24 protein-coding genes are annotated in these 20,432 nt (G+C 32.6%); 22 read left to right on the top strand and 2 right to left on the bottom strand.

Annotated elements, in window-relative coordinates:
- Window positions 1-17: 17 nt before the first annotated feature.
- The 10 genes from H612_RS10555 to H612_RS10015 all read left to right on the top strand — a co-directional run bounded on the left by H612_RS10555 (window position 18) and on the right by H612_RS10015 (window position 10,133).
- A complete protein-coding gene (locus tag H612_RS10555) occupies window positions 18-269 on the top strand; it encodes a hypothetical protein (protein WP_004820010.1) in 252 nt (83 codons plus the stop codon).
- Window positions 270-272: 3 nt separating this feature from the next.
- Entirely contained in the window at window positions 273-2,396 is a 2,124-nt protein-coding gene (locus H612_RS0108200) for a CHAP domain-containing protein (protein WP_027130998.1), read from the top strand.
- A 12-nt stretch (window positions 2,397-2,408) separates the two neighbouring features.
- The gene (locus H612_RS0108195; protein WP_027130997.1) at window positions 2,409-2,648 is read left to right on the top strand and encodes a conjugal transfer protein; all 240 of its coding nucleotides are present in this window, start codon (window positions 2,409-2,411) and stop codon (window positions 2,646-2,648) included.
- The gene (locus H612_RS0108190; protein WP_027130996.1) at window positions 2,623-4,179 is read left to right on the top strand and encodes a CD1107 family mobile element protein; all 1,557 of its coding nucleotides are present in this window, start codon (window positions 2,623-2,625) and stop codon (window positions 4,177-4,179) included. Before H612_RS0108195 ends, H612_RS0108190 begins: the two co-directional genes overlap by 26 nt.
- A gap of 95 nt (window positions 4,180-4,274) precedes the next feature.
- On the top strand, window positions 4,275-5,987 hold the full coding sequence (locus tag H612_RS0108185; protein WP_027130995.1) for a DNA topoisomerase 3: 1,713 nt from the start codon (window positions 4,275-4,277) through the stop codon (window positions 5,985-5,987).
- An 83-nt stretch (window positions 5,988-6,070) separates the two neighbouring features.
- On the top strand, window positions 6,071-6,256 hold the full coding sequence (locus H612_RS0108180; protein WP_027130994.1) for an AbrB/MazE/SpoVT family DNA-binding domain-containing protein: 186 nt from the start codon (window positions 6,071-6,073) through the stop codon (window positions 6,254-6,256).
- 33 nt (window positions 6,257-6,289) lie between these two features.
- Complete coding sequence (locus tag H612_RS0108175) at window positions 6,290-7,321, top strand: PDDEXK nuclease domain-containing protein (protein ID WP_027130993.1); 1,032 nt, start codon at window positions 6,290-6,292, stop codon at window positions 7,319-7,321.
- Between the two features lie 81 nt (window positions 7,322-7,402).
- On the top strand, window positions 7,403-8,923 hold the full coding sequence (locus H612_RS10550) for a hypothetical protein (RefSeq protein ID WP_027130992.1): 1,521 nt from the start codon (window positions 7,403-7,405) through the stop codon (window positions 8,921-8,923).
- A gap of 392 nt (window positions 8,924-9,315) precedes the next feature.
- Complete coding sequence (locus H612_RS10545) at window positions 9,316-9,930, top strand: hypothetical protein (RefSeq protein ID WP_027130991.1); 615 nt, start codon at window positions 9,316-9,318, stop codon at window positions 9,928-9,930.
- 26 nt (window positions 9,931-9,956) lie between these two features.
- Complete coding sequence (locus H612_RS10015; protein WP_211223609.1) at window positions 9,957-10,133, top strand: hypothetical protein; 177 nt, start codon at window positions 9,957-9,959, stop codon at window positions 10,131-10,133.
- A 17-nt stretch (window positions 10,134-10,150) separates the two neighbouring features.
- On the opposite strand, the gene H612_RS0108155 is transcribed toward H612_RS10015, so the two are convergent.
- Both H612_RS0108155 and H612_RS0108150 read right to left on the bottom strand, forming a co-directional pair.
- The gene (locus H612_RS0108155) at window positions 10,151-11,482 is read right to left on the bottom strand and encodes a relaxase/mobilization nuclease domain-containing protein (RefSeq protein ID WP_027130990.1); all 1,332 of its coding nucleotides are present in this window, start codon (window positions 11,480-11,482) and stop codon (window positions 10,151-10,153) included.
- A 5-nt stretch (window positions 11,483-11,487) separates the two neighbouring features.
- Window positions 11,488-11,838, bottom strand: coding sequence for a plasmid mobilization protein (locus H612_RS0108150; protein ID WP_027130989.1), 351 nt, complete (start codon window positions 11,836-11,838; stop codon window positions 11,488-11,490).
- 336 nt (window positions 11,839-12,174) lie between these two features.
- On the opposite strand from H612_RS0108150, the gene H612_RS0108145 reads away from it, so the two are divergent.
- The 12 genes from H612_RS0108145 to H612_RS0108085 all read left to right on the top strand — a co-directional run bounded on the left by H612_RS0108145 (window position 12,175) and on the right by H612_RS0108085 (window position 20,431).
- Window positions 12,175-12,456, top strand: coding sequence for an ArsR/SmtB family transcription factor (locus H612_RS0108145; protein ID WP_027130988.1), 282 nt, complete (start codon window positions 12,175-12,177; stop codon window positions 12,454-12,456).
- Window positions 12,457-12,717: 261 nt separating this feature from the next.
- A complete protein-coding gene (locus H612_RS0108135) occupies window positions 12,718-13,131 on the top strand; it encodes a sigma-70 family RNA polymerase sigma factor (protein ID WP_035500529.1) in 414 nt (137 codons plus the stop codon).
- Window positions 13,132-13,461: 330 nt separating this feature from the next.
- On the top strand, window positions 13,462-13,731 hold the full coding sequence (locus H612_RS10205; protein ID WP_211223608.1) for an IS110 family transposase: 270 nt from the start codon (window positions 13,462-13,464) through the stop codon (window positions 13,729-13,731).
- Between the two features lie 535 nt (window positions 13,732-14,266).
- Window positions 14,267-14,527: a transposase gene (locus H612_RS10200; protein WP_211223607.1), complete on the top strand. Its 261-nt coding sequence runs from the start codon at window positions 14,267-14,269 to the stop codon at window positions 14,525-14,527.
- 760 nt (window positions 14,528-15,287) lie between these two features.
- Window positions 15,288-15,572, top strand: a complete 285-nt coding sequence (locus H612_RS0108120) for a hypothetical protein (protein ID WP_027130985.1) — start codon at window positions 15,288-15,290, stop codon at window positions 15,570-15,572.
- Window positions 15,573-15,658: 86 nt separating this feature from the next.
- Complete coding sequence (locus H612_RS0108115; RefSeq protein WP_027130984.1) at window positions 15,659-16,132, top strand: hypothetical protein; 474 nt, start codon at window positions 15,659-15,661, stop codon at window positions 16,130-16,132.
- Window positions 16,133-16,419: 287 nt separating this feature from the next.
- Window positions 16,420-17,454, top strand: a complete 1,035-nt coding sequence (locus H612_RS0108110) for a hypothetical protein (protein WP_169515560.1) — start codon at window positions 16,420-16,422, stop codon at window positions 17,452-17,454.
- A gap of 33 nt (window positions 17,455-17,487) precedes the next feature.
- Complete coding sequence (locus H612_RS0108105; RefSeq protein WP_027130982.1) at window positions 17,488-17,991, top strand: stage II sporulation protein M; 504 nt, start codon at window positions 17,488-17,490, stop codon at window positions 17,989-17,991.
- Window positions 17,988-18,638 (top strand): ATP-binding cassette domain-containing protein, encoded by a 651-nt coding sequence (locus H612_RS0108100; RefSeq protein ID WP_027130981.1) that lies wholly within the window; start codon window positions 17,988-17,990, stop codon window positions 18,636-18,638. The genes H612_RS0108105 and H612_RS0108100 overlap by 4 nt, the downstream gene beginning before the upstream one ends.
- A 40-nt stretch (window positions 18,639-18,678) precedes the next feature.
- Window positions 18,679-18,831: a hypothetical protein gene (locus tag H612_RS10005; RefSeq protein ID WP_156882809.1), complete on the top strand. Its 153-nt coding sequence runs from the start codon at window positions 18,679-18,681 to the stop codon at window positions 18,829-18,831.
- Between the two features lie 17 nt (window positions 18,832-18,848).
- The gene (locus H612_RS09385; protein ID WP_051210201.1) at window positions 18,849-19,541 is read left to right on the top strand and encodes an ABC transporter ATP-binding protein; all 693 of its coding nucleotides are present in this window, start codon (window positions 18,849-18,851) and stop codon (window positions 19,539-19,541) included.
- Window positions 19,535-20,431 carry an ABC-2 transporter permease gene (locus tag H612_RS0108085; protein WP_027130980.1) on the top strand — a complete coding sequence of 299 codons (897 nt, stop codon included), beginning with the start codon at window positions 19,535-19,537 and terminating at the stop codon, window positions 20,429-20,431. The genes H612_RS09385 and H612_RS0108085 overlap by 7 nt, the downstream gene beginning before the upstream one ends.
- Window position 20,432 lies beyond the last annotated feature (1 nt).

Below are 20,432 nucleotides of genomic sequence, written 5' to 3'. Positions count from 1 at the left end.
ATGTCAAAGATCTACTTATGAGTAAGGAAATTGAAAATATCTTTGATAATACGGACTTTGTCTTAATGCTTAATCAGGCTTCAGGAGATAGAGAGATACTTGCAAGAAAACTTAAAATCTCACTTCCACAGCTCAGATATGTTACTAATTCCAACGAGGGTGAGGGACTACTTTTCTTTGGAAATACCATTGTGCCTTTCCTTGATAAGTTTCCGAAAGATACGATTCTTTATCAGAAGATGACTACCAAGCCTGAAGAAGTGAGGTAGCTTATGGATAGGAAGCTGAAAAAGGATTTTAGAGAAAGGCATAAGGCAAGTCTTGAAAGAGAGATGCTAAAAGCTGAAGCAAGCTCCATACATGAAGAAAGTAAGCTAAAGCATAACGATGATTACAGAGGGAAAATTGTCCATGACAAAGACAGATTTCAAGATAAGGTGTATGAGAAAACAAGCAAAATGATTTCTGACAGTGAACCGGTTGGAGAGACTTCCAAAAGAAATGCAAGGTATAAAGCTTCAGATAAGGTGAGTATAAATGAAACAGGTAAAGTTGACTATGATACTGAGGTAAAGAACGGTAAAATCTATGATCCTTTAGGAAAAGACCTTGATAATGATGGGATTATAGACAGATACGATAATGACTTCAGAGACAGCGACTATTTTGAGTCAACCTACGATGTAGAGGATAACCTTTCGCATAAAGAAAAATCGTTAGAAAATTCCTCTAAAAATCATAAGGCTCAAAAGAATAAGTACAAGAGGAAGAACTATTCTGAAAGCCTTTATACAAGGAAAAAGGACGATGTACCAAAGGACAATAAGACTGAAGATAAAAAGGCGGGAAAAGATGTTGTCAGCGAAAAAGTTCATAGCAGCCTATCAAAAGACCAAAAGAAAAAACTAAAAAAAGATATGGTAAAGGTATCTGCCCTTTCAGGACTTGCTAAAGGAAGTGAAACCGTAAGAGATTACTTATCTCATGGAAGTGATGAAAATCAAGGCGTAGAGGCAGGCGAAAAAACAGCAGATACAAGCTCAAAACTCATTCATGGCATAAAGAATTACTCCGATAGGAAAAAAGCGAAGAAAGGTTATGACCTTACGAAAAAGGACTATAAAATCAGAAATCGTAAATCAAAACTTGAATTTCGTGATGCTAAAGAGGAGCTAAAAAAGACAGATGAGTATAAAAGAGCAAATGTTTATAAAAGGTTTCAAAAGAAAAAGCAGGTGAAGGCTGCAATTCATCGTGAGAATAAGTCAAGGCTTAGAGATCGGATTAAAGAGGGACTTATCGGAACGTTGAAAAGCTCAAAGGATATGATTATCCGAAAAGCCAAAGGATTTATGCTTATCTTCGTAGGTATTATTATCTTAGGAACTTTTGTGATTAACTTTGCAGGAACAGGTATGACAGGGTTTATGAACTCCACAAGCTCTGTCCTTACAACAAGCTATTTATCAAAGCCAAATGTTCTAAGTGAAATCAATCAGAAGTTTTCTGATATGGAGAGTGAGCTTCAAAATGAGGTTAATCATGTTGAAAAGAACTATCCTGGATATGATGAATACATCTTAAATAACACAGAGTACATCGGTCATAATGTCCATGAACTTTTATCCTACATTACATCAAGGTGCGGAGAGGTAAAGAATGTATCAGAAGTAAACTCCATATTAAAAGAATTATTCAAGTCCATGTATGACCTTGAGTATAGGGAAGAAATTGAAATCAGATACAGGACGGTTACGGAAACCTATACTGACGAAGATGGAAATGAATATACTGAAAGCCACGAAGAACCATACGAGTATAAAAAGCTCGTTGTAACGCTTTATAAAAGGGAAATGGACAGCATTATAAGGGAAGTCTTTGCAGACTATTCCGATAACTTAAAGCACTATGAAGCCTTATTCCTTGCACAAGGAAATATGGGAGAAGCTTTTGGTAATACTGACCTTATTAGTTCAAATGGCGGTGTAGGTGGCGGGAAAGAGTATGAGGCATCTACGGAAGTACAAAAGAAGATCGTAAATGCTGCATACATTACGCCATCTCCGGGTGCAGGCTGGTGTGCCATGTGGGTATCACAGGTTTATCAAAATGCGGGACTTGGATATATAGGAGGAAACGCCAATGATATGTATCGAAACTATACCTTTACATCAGACAGGTCAAAGCTAAAAGTGGGAATGCTTGTAGCGGTTGAAAGTAGTAGCAGTGGTGGCGAAGCAGGGCGTACCTATGGTCACGTAGGTATCTATATCGGAGACGGAAAAGTGATTGATAATATCGGTCGCATAAGAGTAACTACCTTAGATGATTGGATAGCAACTTTTTGTCAGCATCATCCGGTAGGTTTCGGTTTTCCGCTAAATGTAAATAGATAAGGAGGTAACAATGTGAAACGAGAACTAACAGCAATTAAAAACAGAATAAGGAAGTTAAAGGATAAAAAGGCTCTGATTGATGAAGAATTGGAGCCTTTATTTATTCGTAAGGAAGAACTCGAAAATGAGGAAATCGTAGCAATTTGCAGAAAGAACAACATCACAATTGGTGATTTGATGGCAAAGGTAAGTAAACAAAAAGCTGAAATGAAAAAGGAGAAGACAAATGAAAACCAGTTTGAAAAAGAATAAGAAGTTTTGGTCGGCAGCACTTGCACTACTTGTAAGCTTAAGCTGTCTCTTTGCTCTTTGGACAGTTGTGTATGCTCAGGAGCAAAGAACAATGGATATTCCGACAAGTGATAAGGCTGTCCAAACGGAAGTAGAAGTGAATGTAAAATACATCTTTGAAGATGAAAAGGTATTTAAGGAGGAAAAGATTAAGGCTGAAAAAGGACAGCTTCTTGATAGTGGCAATCTTCCAATGCTCCCTGATGATATGAAGTTCATTGATGAATTTCTATTTTATGAAGTTAAGGGTGATGGAAATGATGAAATTATCCGTAAGGTAGCAAAGATAGAAGTTAAGGATAAGGAGACGCAGACGGAAGAAGAAAAGCCGAAGCAGGACGAAGCCACGCAGACAGAAACTCAAAAGACTGAAGAAAAAGGCACACAGACGGAGCTTTCTAAAGACGATATTTCCAAAATGGAAAAAGAGGCTAAGGAGCTTCAGGATAAACTTGATAAATTGAATGGCGAAATCAAGAATAAAGATAAATTAAGCGATAAGCAGAAAGAAAAAATCAAAGACCTTGAAAATGAAGTTGAAAGTCTTAAAGAGAAAGCAAAAAAAGAGAAGGAAAATAAGAACTTATCAGAAGATATGAAAAAGGAAATGGATAAACTGACGGAAAAGGTTAAAGAGCTTGAGAAAAAAGCGACTGAAATCAATAAAGCTCCTGTAACATCACAGTCAGTTACAGCGATTAGTCCTATTTCAGGAATTAAGACAAGCTCAGATATTCCATCTCAAATACCACAGACTTCTGTAAGCAGTACCGGTAAAGGTTCATCTGATACAGTAAGTTCAGGGAAAACAACAAAGGATACAAGCAAAACGGAAGCAAAGGAAAAAGAAAAGGAAGTCCGTTATCCCAATAAGTTGACACCGAAAGCTCCTGCTAATAATAACAGTCAGGACTCATCTATGGACGCTGCAAGTAAGACTGTAAATACCAATAAGGGGGTAGCTTCCACTCCTTCAAAAGCAAGAGGAACTGTTACGGAAAATAAGGATAATGCAAATAAGGACTATCCAATTCATCATAACAATGATAAGAATAGTAAAGAAAAAGATAAGTATTCAGCTGATGCAAGGCAGTTCATTACTTTTCAGACTAAAAACGGTAAGACTTTTCATTTAATTATTAACCATAATGAGGAGGGTGAGAATGTAATGCTTCTAACAGAGGTTTCTGAAGATGATCTTTTAAATATGGTGGAAAAGAAAGAACAACCTCAGAAAATAATTAAAGAAGAGACTTTTAAAGAAGGGGCGAAAACTGAGAAAAAAGAAGAAAAAAGTAATTTAGGAACATACATTATTCTGTTTCTTGTTATAGGCGGAGCATTGGGAGCAGGATACTATTTTAAGATTGTGAAAAGGAAAGAAGATAAAGAGCTTGAATCATTAGAGGAAGAAGATGATTTCTTTTCTAAAGCAGGAAGTGAGGAAGAAATAGGAAAAGCAGAAGAAACAGAAGCCTATGATGAAGAATAAATGCACCTAAAAACATATGATTTTGGGGCAAGCCACAGGGCGGGAGAGTAACATCTTTCGCTCTTTTTTATTGAAAGCAGGAGGGAAAAATATATATGGAATATAAACTTGTGATAGCAGAAAAACCGAGCGTAGCTATATCTATCGCCAAGGTTATCGGAGCGAAAAATAAAAAAGACGGATATTATGAAGGAAACAGCTACAAAGTATCATGGTGCATTGGACACTTAATTCAGATGGCAAATCCTGACGCTTATGATGAAAAATATACAAAGTGGAATATGGGTGATTTACCGATTATTCCGGAAGAATATAAGTATGAAGTGGCAAAATCAACAAAGAAACAGTTTGCTATCCTTAAAAAGCTGATGAACGATAAAGAGATTGATACGGTTATCAATGCTTGCGATGCAGGAAGAGAAGGAGAAAGCATTTTTAGACTGGTATATAACGAAGCTAAATGTAAAAAGAAAATGCAGCGTCTATGGATTTCATCTATGGAAGATAGTGCCATTAAAGAGGGTTTCGACAACCTAAAAGACGGAAAAGATTACGATAATCTCTTTGAATCGGCACAGGCAAGAGCAATCGCTGATTGGCTTGTCGGAATGAATATCAGCAGGCTCTATTCTTGCCTGTATAAGCAAAATTATTCAGTTGGCAGAGTTCAAACACCTATTCTTGCCATGATTGTAAAAAGAGATGATGAAATAACAAACTTCAAGAAAGAAAAATATTATACAGTAGAGCTATCTACAAATGGATTTACACTTTCAACAGACAGAATTGACGATGAAGTTGCTGCTGAACAACTACTTAATTTAATCGGAGAAACGATTGAAATAACTGATGTCATTCAAAAAGAAAAGATTACAAAACCTGACTTGCCGTTTGACCTGACAACACTTCAAAGAGAGTGCAATAAGTATTTCGGATACTCAGTCAAGCAGACACTTGATTATGCTCAAAGTCTTTACGAAAAGAAACTGATTACTTATCCGAGAACAGACAGCAGATGCCTTACCGAAGATATGATTACAAGTAGCATCAATAATATTTTAGGAAAAAATGACTTTGATACAGGGCGTATAAAGAAGGTATTTAACTCTAAAAAGGTTACGGATCATCATGCGATTATTCCGACAATCAGTTCCTTAAAAGAAGATGTTTCTAAGCTTCCTCTAAGCGAAGAAAAAGTCTATTTCCTTATATCCAATCAATTCCACGCAAGTGTGGGCTATCCTTTAGTGGAAAACACAACGAAAATTGTATCTTCATTTGATGGATTTGAATTTGCAAGCTCAGGAAAGGTTATTGTAGACGAAGGCTTTACAAAATACCTTAAAGAATACAAGGCGAAAAAAGATGAGGACATGGAGCTTCCTGATGTAAGCGTTGGCGATGTTTTAAGAATTGAAAATAAAAAGATTAAAGAGAAATTTACTAAGCCTCCGAAACACTTTACTGAAGATACTCTTCTTAAGTCTATGGAGATTGCAGGAAATGATGCCTTAGAAAAAGGTGCATGCGTGGAAAGAAAAGGTCTTGGAACTCCGGCAACAAGGGCAGGAATTATTGAAAATCTAATCTTTAAGGGATTTGTAGAAAGAGATAAGAAAAATCTTGTAGCAACACATAAAGGAATTAGCCTTGTAACGATTGTATCAGATACCTTTAAGTCGGCAGAAACGACAGCAAAGTGGGAAATGGAATTATCGGATATTGCTCAGGGTAAATCTTCTAAGAAAGAATTTTTAGATGCGATTGAAAATGAGATAAAAGAAGCGGTTTTGGCATATCGCAAATAAGCATGCACTAATGTCAGAGTGGAAAAAATCCTCTAAAAGTGTTATAATTTCTTGTAGGAAAAGTAGGGCGAAAGGAATCAAGTATGAAAGATATATTTATGGATACTGCAAAAGTTATGTCCAAGGGGCAGGTTACCGTTCCAAAGAGGATTAGAGAACTTTTGAATTTAGAAAATGGGGACTATGTTACTTTTGTTGTAGCTGAAGGGAAAATACAAATTGTAAATTCAAAGACTTTTATAGAGAATACTATACAGGGCAGGAAATAAATTATAGATGTCAGATATCGATAGGAGGAACTTATGGATAAGGAAAATACTTCTTTGCAAAATATAAACACAGAGAAAAACAACAATCCATTTGAAGAGATTGTTATGATTGTAGAAAACGCAAAAGAGCGTGCATATAGAAAAGTTAATGAAGAGCTGATCTTAATGTATCAAGAGGTGGGGAAATATATTAGCTACAAAACTAAAGAGGCAGCTTATGGCTCCGGATTTGTTGATAATGTAGCAGAATTTTTTGCGACTAACTATCCTGAATTAAAGGGATTTAATCGCAGAGGTCTTTACAGAATGAAGCAATTCTATGAGCTATACAAAGATGATGAAAAAGTGTCACCACTGGTGACACAATTGAGCTGGACTAATCACTTGAAAATAATGTCAGCTTCTAAAAGTCAAGAAGAGAGAAGATTTTATATTGAATTGGCAGTAAAAGAAAGATATTCAAAGCGTGAATTGGAAAGACAGATGGATAGTGGCTACTATGAACGCTATATGCTCTCAAATGAGGGAAACTCACCTGCTATACAAAGAGCAAAACAAGAAACACATAATCTATTTATGGATAGCTATGTATTGGAATTTCTTGATGCTCCGAAAATAGGGAATGAAAGAGACTTTCAGAAGTCAATTCTTGAGAATCTGAAGAATTTTATTTTAGAAATTGGGAAAGATTTTTCCTTTATAGGGAATGAGTACAGGGTGCAGGTTGGAAATCATGATTACTATATAGATTTGTTATTCTATCATAGAGGATTATCTTGTTTGGTTGCTTTTGAACTCAAAATTGGAGAGTTTAAGCCAGAATATGTTGGTAAAATGAACCTGTATTTGGAAGCGTTGGACAGAGAAGTGAAGAAACAAACTGAAAATCCAAGTGTAGGAGTAATCCTTTGTGCTTCAAAAGATGATGAGGTAGTAGAATTTGCGTTAAGTAGGAGCCTTTCACCTACAATGGTGTCTGAATATAGATTAAAATTGATAGATAAGAATTTGTTGCAACGAAAATTAAAAGAATATATAGATATTGTGGAAGAAACAAACGAATAAAATTTAATAAATATAATGTGTAAAAGGTGATTAGAGTAAAATCTAACTGCCTTTTTTATTTGAAAAAAAGAAGGAGGAAATATGCGAATCAATGATTTTCATAACATTTTGGAGCTAATAAAACAAGATGTTTTGCATAACGAAGCAGAATATCTGAAGCTCCTAAAAGTTGTCGGAAACAATCAAAGATACGACTTTAGAAGTCAGTTAAGTATCTATGATAAAAATCCTAAAGCGACAGCTTGTGCCAAGTTCGGCTACTGGAGGGAACGCTTTAACCGAACGGTTATGCGAGGTCAGAAAGGGATTCCAATTTTAGAGGACTACGGCACATACAAGAAGGTTGACTATATCTTTGATATAGGTCAGACGGTTTCAAAAAACAGGGATGTCAACGAGGTAAATCTTTGGAGATTTGATAAAGAAGCCCATCAAGATGTCTTAGAGGAAATGATAAAAAGTGAAGGCTATGAAGAAAGTGAAAGCACCTTAGAAAATATATTTTCTTTAAGCAGGCTTTACGGTGATGAAAAGATAGATAGTCTTATGAATGAGCTTAGAATAGCTGATGATGATAGAATATCCTTTACTAAGTTTGTGAGGGATTCAGTGAGCTATGCGGTAGCTTCAAGATTTAAGTTAGATTATCCTATGGATAATGAGCTTCTAAAGGAAAACTTTGCAATGCTTGATAGCATTTCCATTATGAGCTTAGGTGAAACCGTATCGGATATTAGTGGAAAGATTATTGATGAAACCATTCAAAAAAGCAAAGAGCTTGAGCTTCAAAAAGAAGTTTTAAGAGAAAAAGAAGCGGGATATAATAAGATTAAAGAAGAACTAGAGGAGGTAGAAGAAAATGTATTTCGACGAGATAATCAGGAAAGAAATGAAAGCGGGAGAGTTCTCCGAAATGGAGAGTACGGACGAGATAATAGAGAAAATCAGGGAGAATACGCTAAACAACTTGGAGAAACAGACAGACTTTATAAGGGAATATCCGAATCCGACCTACGCAGTGATGAGGCTGAATTACCTTTCACAGAGCGAGGAGCAGAGCCACTTCGAGATGCTTTTAGATCTATACAAGGAGAAGAAGTTGACAAAACACCTGATGGATATTCAGAAACAGGCAATAGAGTTTATGAGAGCAGAGAAACCGAAGCTGATGGCAGCTTGGAAGATAGAGGACGAGAACAATCCGCAGTATGGGGCAATGATTTCAGCTCTCAAAGAAATGACTATCAAGGAAGTAGTGGAGATTTAAAAGACAATACGGATAAAGAGACAAGAGAAGCTGATAAGGCTTCTTTTTCTTTGCCTGAAAATTCTTATGGACAGATAAGTCTTACTATTCCGTTAACTGAGAATGATATAGATACCGTCCTTATTAACGGAGGAAATCACGATGGAAGTAGACTTCCTGTTATTGCAGAGTTTTCTAAAGGAAAAAGTAATGGAGAATTGGGAGAATACCTCAAAGATACCTTTAGAGGCGGAAACGGCTTTTACATTGATGAAAGAGAAGTATCTTCCTGGTATTCGGATAAAGGTATTCATTTAGCTTATGGAACATCGGCAAGAGAGGATAGCAAATTTTAAGTTGGAGTGATGCAGCAAGTAGGATAAATGAACTTCTTGACAGTGGTGAGTTTGCTACAAATGTAGAGCTTTTAGAAGCACAGGACTATGAAAGAGATAGAATTTCAGAATCCTTATGGTATCTAACGCATGATTTAAGCGAAGAAGGAACAGAGCAAGGATATTTCAGCTCTTTTGAAAGAGGCGGAGGCTTTCCGGAAGAAACGAAAAGATTATCTGAAGCATTAAAAAATCCTGAATATCTGAAAGAAACAATCAAAGAATACAGCAGGTTTTTAGAAGGATACAAAGAAAACAGAAATGTATTAAGGTTTCATTATCACAAGGTAGATAGCCTTTATCAGAGATTACAGGAACTTGAACTACCAAGAAAGGAATATAGCACCAATCTTATGGAGCTTCCAAAAGTAAAGTCCTTTATCACAGAAGATGAAGTCCTTGAAAGCATTTCAAGAGGAAGCGGAGTTGATAGAGGAAAAGAGCGAATTACAAAATATTTCAAAGAAAACCATACTTTGCAGGAAAAAGCCAATTTCCTAAAAGATGAATATGGAATTGGAGGACACTCTCATGCTGTGTCAGGTGCAATGGGAAGTGATGAATGGCACGATGCAAAGGGACTTAAATTACAGAAGAGAGATTGCAGAGATGTATTTCTTACTTGGTCAAGTGTTGCAAAGCATGTTGATGAGCTACTTTCTAAAAATCTATATCTTGAAGAAATAGAAAGTAAGGCAGAGATAGAAGAAACAAAAGAGCTACAATATTATTCTAAAGATGATCCTGAGAATTTAATGACCGATGAAATGCTTGAAAGAGTTCCTGAGCTTTATGCACAGGAAGATGTAGTTTTAGCGGACAAGCAGGTTCATGCAGCATACTTCATACCTTTCCGTTCAAATTGGACTTGGTATATGACGGAGTATGACAGGGAAAGCGGTGATGCCTTTGGACTTGTGTTAGGATTTGAGCCTGAATGGGGATATTTTAACCTTGAGGAACGTTAAATGGAAAATCATGTATACTGCCAGTAATGGAAGAATCTAGTACTTTTAAAGGTCTTGAATATTTAGGTCTTTATCCATACATAGAATATGAAAAAATAAGTGGAAAGAGTACTTATGAGTTTTGGGTTATAGATCAAGGCGATAGTAGTAGATATGCTTCTCTAAAGAGCTGGCTAAATGGAGCTGCACTAGAAAGACATTAAAAACAATAAGGAGATGGCTATCGCTCCATCTCCTTACCCATGTAAATTCCATAATTTTTTCGTATCTTGTAAAGTTCGTCCATAGTAGATTTTGACGAAGAATACTCTTGCATGAGGGTATTCTTTTTTTCTTGTAATTTATCAAGTTTAGATAAAATATCCTTTGAATCTGGGAGCTTGGAATAGGATTTTTTGAGTTCTGAAAGGGCATTTTCATATAGGGTAATCTGAGCTTTGTACTCTTCAAAAAATGACTTATCAGACGGATTTGCCTTATATTCCTTGTAGTATGCCCTGTATTTTTTAACGGTATGAACTTGTTCCATAGTGGCAGAAAGCAACAGCATTTCCTTATCAATAACCTTGATTTTATCCTGTAAATTTTGCCTTTCATCGGCTACTTTTTGGATGTACTCATCAAGCTGCCTGACGGATTTAATACCGTGTTCTCTGATGTAAATAACAGACTCAGCCATTATATTAAGGTTATGTTTGGTTGCCCAATATTCATAACCTTTACTTTCTTTTACTTTCACATTGGTATTCATGTCAATAACATTGCCGATGTGTTTTTTGACGGTATGAATCTTGATAAACTCTCTTTCTGCAATTCGTTCTTTTAATCTTTCTTCGGTATAATCTTCTCCGATTGTTTTAGCCCTTGTAAATCTCGCCTTATCTTTTGGCTTAAAAGCAATGTGTTTGCCATACTTGATTTGGTAGCCGAGATCCGCCATTTTCTTTAAAAATTCGTCCCAGTCCTTTGACTGTTTTATCATTCTGTCAATGTCAAATTGAAGCCTGTTTTTCCAAGAAGTGCCATGTTTTGCCTGTTCGTTTTCATACCAAGATTTACCGTTAGTCTTATATTTTTTCTTATAGCTTTCGTAAAATTCGTCAATGACAGATAGGTTATTTTCTTTGCACAATTTATCACTCTGATAACGGATTTGGAGGTAGTTTTTCTTGTTAGACTGGTAACACCTGCCTGTTACCATATTTACATTATTAAAGATAATGTGATTGTGGATATGCCCCTTATCTATGTGGGTAGACAAGACAAATTCGTATTCGTCTTTGAGTATCTTTTTACACAGCTCCATACCGATTTGGTGAGCCATTTCAGGACTTGTTTCTCCCGGTAAAAAGGATTGAATGAGATGTCTTGCAAGAACGGTTCCTTTTGTTTCTGCGTCATTTCGTGTCCTTAAAAATTGCGTGTGGGCAGTTGATTCGTGGCATTTATGAGTACTGATTAAAAGCTGCTTGTCTGTTTTATCTCCATTTACAATGTAGTCGATAGCAAGATTAAGAGTAGATTTTATTGGATGTATTTTTGTAATAGCCATAAAAACTAATCACCTCCGGAAGTCCTGTTAAGTAGCAATGAATGTATTTGCCATAGCTCTTTTGAAAAATGTTCAATCTCATTTTTTATATCACCGATGTCCTCTTTGTAGATTACACCTGTCGAATTTACTCGCTTTGCAATCTGATTGATGTTATTTGTTGCACTGGAAAGCAATCCTTGTAAATCTCGGAAAGGCTCTAAATCCACCTGATAAATCTCCTTTTCTAAAACGCATTTGCGGATAAAGTGGCTCATATTTCTGCACTTTGCAAGTTTCCTTTTTTCCTCAAAAAGAGTCTTTTCTTCTTTGGTCAATTTAATTTCAAGTCGTTCATTTCGTATTCTGTTTACCATAGATATTTCCTCCTTTGTATGATTTTCGGGGTCTTAGGGTTCTCCCTAACAAGCTAAAAATTGATAAAAAAAGAAGCAGTTCCCGAAGGGTTGCTTCATCAATTTTTCCGTAAGTGTCCGTACACTTACTGTGCTTGCTACAAAAGAATGGTTTAAATAGCAAGCATTAAGCATATTTGTTAATTTATGATTTTATTATATCAAATAAAATATGTAATGTCAGCAGTCCTAGGAAAGAATTTCAAAATAAATTGAAATAGCTATTGATGATATGCCATTTCAAATGGTATAATTATTTTGAAAATAATTGAAATAGGTTAGAAGAGGATTATAATTATGAATTATTATAAAGAATTTAAAGCGTTGTCGGATGAAAAAAGGATAGAGATATTATTTTTACTTCAAAAAAAGGAAATATCAGCAGGGGAAATAGTAGACAAACTTGGTTTATCCAATTCAAAAGTTTCATATCATCTGATGGTATTAAAAAAAACTAATCTCATAAAAGAGAGAAAGTACAAAAACTATATTTTTTATAGTGTTAAAGGGGAGACTTTTTTAGAAATAGCTAAATGGTTAACCAGTTTTAATAATATAGTTCAAGAAGAAACAATTTAAAAATAGTAAGGGATTTATGATGTTGGGAGGAATTATGTATGAGGAGGACAGAACAATTAATATTTCTTTTTGATAAAGATGCATATTATTTTTTGCATGGACATTTAAAGCTTCTTTATGCTTAATTTTTTATTTACAACTTAATATTTGTTATAAAGTAATTAATTTTTTCCGTTATGGAGGACTCGGTATGTTTAGATGCCGAAGTCCTCCTTTTTCTTTTTACACAAGAAAATAAAAAATAAATGGAGGAAAAATAAAATGCAAAAAGAATATTTCTTGTTCGTAAATGGTAAAAAGGTCAAAGTGAGTAAAGAGGTTTATAAAGTCTACTGGCAAGAGAAAAATCATGAGAACTATTTGAAGCAGGTGGATAGAAAAAAACATCTGCTTTTATTTTCGTCATTTGATCGCGATGGACATTTTGAAAATAACATTATTGATGAAAATGTGGATGTAGAAAAAATAATCCAAACTCAAATGATGATTGACGCAGTAAGAAATGCTCTTTCAAAATTGAATGATGAAGAAAGAGAAATCATTGATAGGTTGTATTACAATGAAGAGACTCTTCGTTCAGTAGCAAAAGCCAAAAGTATCTCACATCCAGCTCTTATCAAGAGAAGAAACAAGATATTAGAAAAGCTAAAGGAACTTTTAAAAGAATTTATATAAATATTGAGCAAAGGAGTAAGCGATTTAAAATTTGTTTTCTTCTCCTAATGTATAAAATGTAGTGGCTAGTACCCCAACCTCCGGTTGGAAACTGCTCATCTCATTGCTAAAGCTGTTAAAATGTAGTGGCATGGTCTAGGCAGTTTGCTCCTTGGACTTTTATGTTCGTATGAAAGCCTGTCAACCGGTCACTCATTTACAGCTGTTTGATTTATGTAGGTTGAAGGTTGAATCGCTTTCTACTTGCGTGTTTGTTTGATACCCGGGAGATTAAATAAGCAACGAGAAAGATTGGTACCATTGCAAATTTGTTCCTAAGGAGGTACAAATATGTTAACCTCAGTAGGTATTGATGTTAGTAAGGGTAAGAGTACTGTTGCGGTTTTTCGCCCTGTGGGCGAGATTGTACGCAAACCCTTTGATGTGAAACATACTCTAAAAGAGCTCTCTTCTCTATCTTCATATATTGAGAAACTTGATGGGGATACTCGCATTGTTAGGGAGTGTGCCGGACATTACCGTGAGTCAATTCTTAAAGTGCTTTCTAATGCAGGCCTCTTTGTTTATAACGTAAAACCACACTTAATCAAAGGATTATGATGGCAATAATTCGCTCAGAAAAGTCAAGTCCGACCCTGCCGATGCAAAGAAGATTGTAGGTTATGCTCTTGACAAATGGCATCTTCTACGTCAATATTCAGCTATGGGCAATACTCGCACACAACTGAAAACGCTAAATACGCAATTTCAGTTTCTAATGTGGTAGGAGATTTCTCTTAAGAACAACCTCATTTCACTGCTTGATTTAACTTATCCCAGTGAAAATGCTCTTCTTGATGGTCTTGTCCACAAAGACGGCTTTGATTATGCCTATTCCTTTTGGCATGCAGACTGCGTAAGGTCAATCGGGCTTAAAGCTTTCACTGAGTGTTACAAAAATTTCTGCAAAAGGCATGGCTATATTTTTCAATCTGATAAGCCCGAGATTCTCTTTGAAGCTTCTAAAGAGCTCATTACTGTTGCTCCTAAAGACAATATTTAAAAAGAAATGATTCTCGCTGGCATTCAACAAGTAAATCTTGTTTCCACACAGATTGAAACTATGCATCTTAAAATGGACGAATTAGCTTCTACTTTGCCGGAGTACGAAATCGTTATGAAAATGTATGGTGTAGGGCATACATTCGATCCTAAACTTATCGCTGAGATCGGAGATATTTCTCGTTTTGATTATCGCTCCGCTTTGACCGCTTTTGCAGGGTTTGATCCGGGTGTTAATCAGTCATGTAAGATGAAGATTGACAGTAATCGTTCTTCAAAACGAGGTGCTCTAAGACTTAGAAAAACTCTTTTTCAAATCCATGCAGACCTTGATGCAAAAAGCTCCTTTAGATGACTGTGTTTATCTTTTCATAATGAAGAAGAAAGCAGAAGGTAAACTCCACTATATTTACATCTTCCTAAAAAGTACTTGACTTTTTATTAGTAGACTTTTATTGAAAAGATATCATTGATGTTAAGAATACTATTAATACCTTATTTATTACTTTTGACATCCAAATCATATTTTATGGTGTAGAAGATCTCTGATATAAGTTTATTTTAATATAGTAATAAGCGATAATATTAACCATTAAATGTATGATAAATTAAAACATATTGTGAAAAATATAATTTATGACCTAAAACATATAAAAATGACTAAATATGACATATGTCTCTTGTATTTTTTTTGAAAATTCATTACAATTCTGTTAAGAAGAGAAAACGATTATATAACTGAAGATAGTTTCAAGACGTGATGTGGTAACATAATGTAAATTTAAGAATCGTAGATACATATTTTTTATAGAAAACTATTTTTGCAATACAAAAAGTAATGTTTTTATTGAGTGTTTCTATAAATTAATTAGGGTGGAGCCTAATTAAAATATATGAGGAGTTGAATGGAAATGAATTATTACTCAAATATGAGCCGTCATAAAAACGGAGATCGGTCATAGGACAACTTATTCATCCTAAAATGATTATTTGATAAATAGTATTTTATATGCTTATGAATTGATTTTTAAGTTGTCACGTAAGATAAAAGTTGTTTTTATTAAAGCGAAAATTAGCTTTAATTATTTAATTAAGTGAATAAAGGAGTGGATATTATGGATAAAAAAAGAATGTTAGGATTTGCTGGTAGGTTAGTAGTATTTGCAACTTTGATTACTGTTTCTGGATCAGTTATGTTGGGATCTATATTAGGAGTAAGTGCAAGCACTGCAGCAAGAATTATAGCTGCAGCATACAAGGCATATAAGGCAGGAAGGTCAATAAAAGCAGCGATTGCAGCGTTTACAGGACCAGGTGCACTTCTGTGGTTGGCAGTGGACTTTCTTTTAGGAATTGGACTTGGAAAAGCTTTGGGTTCATCATGGGCAGCTGCTGCATAGATTAAAATACCTGGGGTTGCCCCAGGTATTTTAGTTATATCAGGCTATTTTGTCGCAAAAAAAGAGATGTTTAAGCAGGGAGCAAGATGAAAAAAATAAATTTTAATAAAACAATCATGATATTGATGGGTGTTATATATATAGCTCTGAGTTTTGTAGCAATATTAAATAATACTAAAATTGATGATAAGCTAGATATTGGAACACAATATGGAATTATGTTTGTAATACATACACTTTCTGTAATGATAGTGTTATTTATTTCAGTATATTTTTTCGTTTTTGTATTTAGGTTTATCGTGGATACTAAATATGATAATTTATCAGAAATGTATTTTTTTCTTGTGTTTGCGAATATTATAAATACTGTAGTTAGTATCGCAAATAGGAATTTTTTTAGATTAATTGATACAAAAATATCTTCGATTTTGGGAGTAATAATAGTAGATGTTTTCATGTTTATGCATTATTACAGGACATATATGTATAATAAAAGAAAACTATATATATTCACAGGTATTATGTTTATTTTACAATCAACTATATTATATATATTATAATGAGAAATTAATAGTTAATATGTAGGCTTGGTGAGTTTATGATTAGTGAAAGAAGTGTGTTTCTTAATTTAAAGGTTATCGATTTACTGGAATATAGAAAGAAAAAATTGAAGTATAGTCAAATATTTCCATTTTATAATTTTTTTATATTTTATATAAAAAAATTTTTGATATACAGTATCTTACTTATAGTTTTTGTTTTAAGTACAAATTTGATTATAAATGGTCATTTAAAAATAGGATATGTGTTTTTGATTTTTTCTGTTTTTTTGTGTTTATCTGCATTTATGTCTGAGGCATATATTGAGATTTTTGAACAAAAATATGAGTTAATTAAATTTTTAAATTGCGGATTGTTTAATGTTGAAGAAAGGGCTCAGAATAACAGAGATTTAATTGTAATAATCTTAGGAATAAATACAGGAATATATATCGTATCAATAGTTTATTATAATTTATTAAATATATTTTTTATACAAGAAAATATATTATATTATGTGTATGTTACTTTTGGCGCTTGGTTTATATATTGCTTTAGCTTAATAACAGGATACAGACGACGGATACGAAAAAGTATTGATAAAAAGAATAATGGAAATGTGAAACTCTCTTTATTTATGGGATTGCTGTGTACTTTGCTTCTTAAAATTTTAAAAATTGACTTTTCTAATATCAGCATTGATTATTTATTGAAAATAATAAATCAATGGATAAAATTAGAATGGTATATTTTTATCAGTTTGATTTTTTTATTTATTATAAGTCATATTTTAATTTATAATCATTCTAATAAAGAGAGTCAAAGAATAGATAAAAAAAGAATTTTTAAAGATATTGTTAAAGAATTTTATGAAAGAGAAGTAAAGAATAAGTTGTCAATTTTTATTTGGATATTATGTATAATTAATTTTATTGATGGTAGTGAAATTGGGAAAAATTTGTTAATAACTATTATTATTTGCTTTATGTTTTCTATATATAACAATAGATTTATGTTGAACTCTGACTTTTTGAACTATTATTATTTAGTAGCTAACGACAAATTATTCATATATATATGTAAAATTATTTTAGTTTTCCCTTTAAGTATTACAATTATATCAACGATCATATTGAATTGCTTTGATATTAAAAAAATATTAACATATGAATTTATTAACGTTTTGTTTCTATTTTTTAATGTGTTTGTAGGAACTATAATATATTCATATGGATTTAAAATCATAAATGAAGACGAAAAGAAATTAAGCAATGTTGAATTGATTAATGGAATATTTTATATTATTGAATTGTTGATAGTGGTAAACGTTCTATTGAAATAAATTATAATTTGAAGTGAGGTATCAAAGGCTGGCATGATTCAATTTTTTAGAGATAACAAGAAAGAACAAATAAGGTTATATCTCTTATTTTGGGTATTTCCATTTGTAATGTTTCTATTTTCATTCATGAGTAAAAATAGTTTGAATGATAAGACAATTATTTCAGAGTCAGATAAAATATATAGTTTCTTAAAAATAGCATTTAATAATTTATGGGTGTGTTTGCTTATTGTTTTTTCTGGGACGCTATCACGGTATTTACCATTATTATTGTATAGTTATAATTCATTATCTTTTTCGATTATATTTCTTATCAGTTTACAACAAAACGGAAAAATATTTACGTTATTAACTTTGTTACCACATTCGTTTTTTGAAGTGTATGGATTATTACTTTTCACATCAATAGGGATAAGAATAAAGTCAAATTATAAAAATAGACAAATTTATTGTATCGCTATATTTTCTGGGATATTAATAATTTTTGCAGCATTTGTTGAAGTATTTATTAGTCAAGCTTTTGGAGGTATTATATGAAGATTAAGAATTTGTCAAAGAGGTACGAAGACATAATATTTCAAAATGTGAGTTATGATTTTGAAAAAGGGAAGGTCTACAGTATTTTTGGGGAAAATGGCATAGGGAAAACCACATTACTTAAAATTATTGCTAAACAAATTCCGTATGATAATGGTGAGGTAATTTTGAGTAGTAAAGAAATGGTTTTTATTTCTGATTCAATTATACCTTTTCAGTACATGACAGGGGTAGAATTTATAGAATATAGTATTAAAATGAAAAAACTTAAAATTGATAGAAATGAAATAGATAAGCTATTTAGAGCCTTTCGGATTGAAGATGCAAAAGATAAAATAATTATTGATTACAGTAAGGGTATGAAATTTAAATTAATTATTATACTTGTATTGGCAATAAAACCGACAATTTTATTAATGGATGAACCTTTTGTTGACGTTGACATTTCTACTATTGAACAAATTAAAGATATATTTGAGGATTTCAAAAAGGATAGGCTAATAGTATTAACGACGCACATACCAGATATAGCAGAGAATTTAAGTGATAGTATTTTGTATCTAAAAAAGGATGGGTTATATGAGTTATGTAATGATGCAAGTTGTAATCTAAGAACTACACTATTAAATGTTATGGATAATACTTAATATAAATTATAGATATAGAAGATGGATAAAAGGGGTATATATGAAAAAAAAGGCAATAAGTAGACTTATAGTAGTTGGAGGGGTAGCTTTGATGTTTTTTCTACAGAATTATATAAAAATGTCATTGATGATGAGTGTAATTATTTCGACAGTATTTATATTTTTAGCAGTAATTATTACAGAATCTCTTTGAAGATAGGAGATTAATTTATGAATAAAAATAGTATGCATTTAGTTGATATTGATAAAAAAATTGGTAAAAAAATAATTTTAAAAAAGGTAAATTTTAATGTAGAGTGTGGAAAAGTTATTGGACTTGTTGGACCAAATGGTGCGGGGAAGACAACTCTTCTTAAGATAATATGTGGATTAGTTATACCAGATTCAGGCGTTGTTGATATAAAAAACGATATAAAAAAAGGTGTAATGATAGATAGGACTTGTTCGTATGAACATCTCAGTGGGTATAAAAACATGTTAATTTTAGCCAATATGAATGACGTGGCAGATGGTGAAAGAATATCACTATTGCTTGATGACGTTGGTTTAAAACATGTAAAAAATAAGAAAGTTTCGTCATATTCGTTTGGTATGAAACAAAGACTGGGATTAGCTTTTGCATTGCTTAGTAATCCTAATTTATTAATTTTAGATGAACCAACTAATGGATTGGATTACAATGGAATGATAGAATTTAGAAATATCGTTAATCAATTTGTTGGTAATTCGGAAAATACAGTTATTTTATCGAGTCACCTACTGGATGAAATGATTAAAATTTGTGATGAGTTGGTTTTTATCAAGGATGGAGAGATAGTTCAAAAGATTGATATTAGTAAAAATAAGTATAGCAAGGATATTGAAAAAGAGTATATTAAAATTTTTGGAGTGAAAAAATGTTAAGAAGCGAGTTTATTAAAGTTTTTAGTTTGAAAAGGTGGACTATTTGTATACTATCATTTATCTTAATTAATTTTGTTTCATTAAATTTAAATTTTAAAAGTAATGACAATACAGAATGGAGAAAAGAAGCAATTTCCACTAAAGATATATATTTAGACATGATTAATAAATATGGAAATAATGAGATTTATGAAAAGGAAATAAGAGCCATAGATTATAGTTTGGAAAATAACATACCATACAATGTTGGTAATATTTGGTCCTACTTATCCTACATAGATAATTACTTTAACATCATTATATTGATTCTAATTATTATAGCTAGTAGAGTTTTTTACATAGAATATGAATACGCAACATGGAAAAATTTGTTAATGAGTTCCAAAGATATAAAACAAATTATATTAAGCAAGTATATTTACTGTATTATAGAAATTACCATATCAATATTAGTATTATTTTGTATTACTTTTATATTTGGGCTGTTTGAATTTGGATTAACTCAACCAAATAATATAGTTGCTTTTAAAGAAGAAAATACACAAATAATATCTCAGTTAGATATGGTAATAGAAAGGGTGTTAACCTTGTATTTAGTTGGATTATTTTATATGAGTATGACTAATTTTTTGATTATCTTGTTTGATGGCAAAAAAGTTGCAATATTTTCTGTAATAAGTATCCTATTTTTTGCTGGATTGATAAATATACTTTTAGAGAAAATAATACCTAATTTTAATAGACTGTTGCCGTTTTACTATATTTCAAAAAGACTTGATATAATACAAAGTAATAAATTAATTTACAGTATAATAATGTTATCATATAGTATTATTATATTGACAGGTGGGATGTTTGTGTTTTTGAATAGACGTTACAAGATAGTGTAGA

It is taken from the genome of Gemella cuniculi DSM 15828, assembly GCF_000425665.1.
Lineage (GTDB): Bacteria > Bacillota > Bacilli > Staphylococcales > Gemellaceae > Gemella > Gemella cuniculi.
The sequence above is the reverse complement of the archived record's forward strand: the minus strand, read 5'-3'. Positions and strand labels throughout refer to the sequence as shown.